The sequence below is a fragment of the Paraburkholderia guartelaensis genome, from assembly GCF_004353905.1.
In the GTDB taxonomy this organism is placed as follows: Bacteria; Pseudomonadota; Gammaproteobacteria; order Burkholderiales; family Burkholderiaceae; genus Paraburkholderia; species Paraburkholderia guartelaensis.
The window spans coordinates 1-1,721 of record NZ_SMOD01000139.1; the positions used below are offsets into that span (position 1 = coordinate 1).

Genomic DNA, 1,721 nt, shown 5'->3' on the forward strand with positions numbered 1-1,721 from the left:
TGTGCATCACTCGACGATCTTCGAACTCAACGTCGAAAGCTACCGCCGCCGCAAGGCCGGCGACAAACAGAATGCACGGCGGCGTCAATTACACGGCGACAACCCTGCCAATCCGTTCAGCGGCCAGTTGCCTGACGACGGCAACGTTGCGCAGTAACGAAGAGCGTCAACTACACGATCATGCAACGACAACTACGAAGGAGCAACGTCAAATATGACCTGATACCGAACGACAACTACCCCGTTGACCGGCCAAAATAGTTGTCGCTGACCGGCCGTGCTGCTTGACGCTCTCTACCAAAACTGCAAAGCAATCCGCTCCCCGTTGGAGAAATCGTCGCGTCTAGCCCTTACAAATGGCTGAACTTCATGAAGTACACGAACGGCGTAGGCACGGTGGCTACTATCCTCCAACATGGCTTCGACCCGCTCTATTCCAGTGAGAATTGCCTCGATATTCGATACATTACGCCCACTGGGTTCGGCCCTGCCACGCAGAAGTGCGATCCGAAGAGCCTGCGTATCAATCTGATAGGTCTGGAAGCCCACCAATTCTCTGGCCTTGCGGTAGGCGTTCTCAATAAACTCGTCGGCGGCATCCAGCTTTGGAAGCTCGGCCATGGCAATGGCATATTGAAGCCAGAAAAGAGGCTCGTCATTGACACGCTCGTCGTAACGAAGTCGCTCGTAGATGCCAATGATGATTGAATGCGGATCACCCTTACCGCGCAACGTGCGCCGCAGACTTCCATAGGCCATCATATTGGACATCAGAATTCGATAAGGACGCTCCTTTCGGCGCTTGGCCGCCGCCAGTGTTACCTCCACCACTGCATCGGCAATCTCATCGGGTTCAATGAAATCATTGATTACAAATGATGAGAAGACGGCTGATCGCACTCGAAAACTGTCCGCCGAAAGCTCGAAAATCTCGTTCGAGAGACTTTCAAATGGCTTTAGCACCGCAAAGGGATCCGCCCCCACAACGGAGCGGACGAAGGCCGCCCCAACGGAGCCTTGGTGAGTCGCGATCAACATCGTCATAGTAAGGACACGGCGCGTAGTCCGCTTCTCGAATAAGGGTGTCAGTGCATGACGCACCCGATCGCGAATCTCCTGATTGTTGAAAAGGTCGAGAAGAATGTCCCTCAGGTCGCCCGCTCTCTCTTTGCTAGGAGGACGAAGGCCCGCGCTCTCGCAAAGCCTGCGGAATGCCCCAATCTCAGATTGTGAGAGTGCATTCAGACTAACGCGGTCGAGAGGTCTTGGCAGAAGTTCAGCTAGCTCATGGAACCTAACCTCATAAGTTCCAGTACGCAGCTCAACAACCAGTCGAGCATTTGGCAAGGCTTCACGCAGCCCCCTCAGCACATCCTGAGCCGCAGAATATTGCTCGACAAACACGACAAGCCGGTCAACACCACTAACAGGCCGCTGAAATACCGCTTAAACACGTCATCGCGCAGAGCTCGTGAGGCGTTGATAGATGGACCACTACTTGTCCCCTGGAGATCATGCGCGGCGCCGACACATTCACCGAGAGTCTGTTTTCCATGCGCAAGCTGGACGACTTCGTCCCCAAGTCGCATCCGTTGCGTTCGATCCGCGTGATGGCGAATGAAGCGCTGGCGAAGATGGATCGACAGTTCGCCCAGATGTACGAAGCGGACATAAAGGGCGGGCGGCCGAGCATCGCGCCAGAGAAGTTGCTGCGAGCCATG

General features: G+C 55.0%; 2 protein-coding genes. One reads left to right on the plus strand and one right to left on the minus strand.

Annotated elements, in window-relative coordinates; translation table 11 throughout:
- Positions 1–294: 294 nt before the first annotated feature.
- Complete coding sequence (locus E1N52_RS43580) at positions 295–1,044, minus strand: hypothetical protein (protein WP_133191246.1); 750 nt, start codon at positions 1,042–1,044, stop codon at positions 295–297.
- A gap of 470 nt (positions 1,045–1,514) precedes the next feature.
- Here E1N52_RS43580 and E1N52_RS43585 point away from each other — a divergent pair.
- The coding region (locus tag E1N52_RS43585; protein WP_484217452.1) for a transposase at positions 1,515–1,721 on the plus strand (207 nt) is incomplete at its 3' end.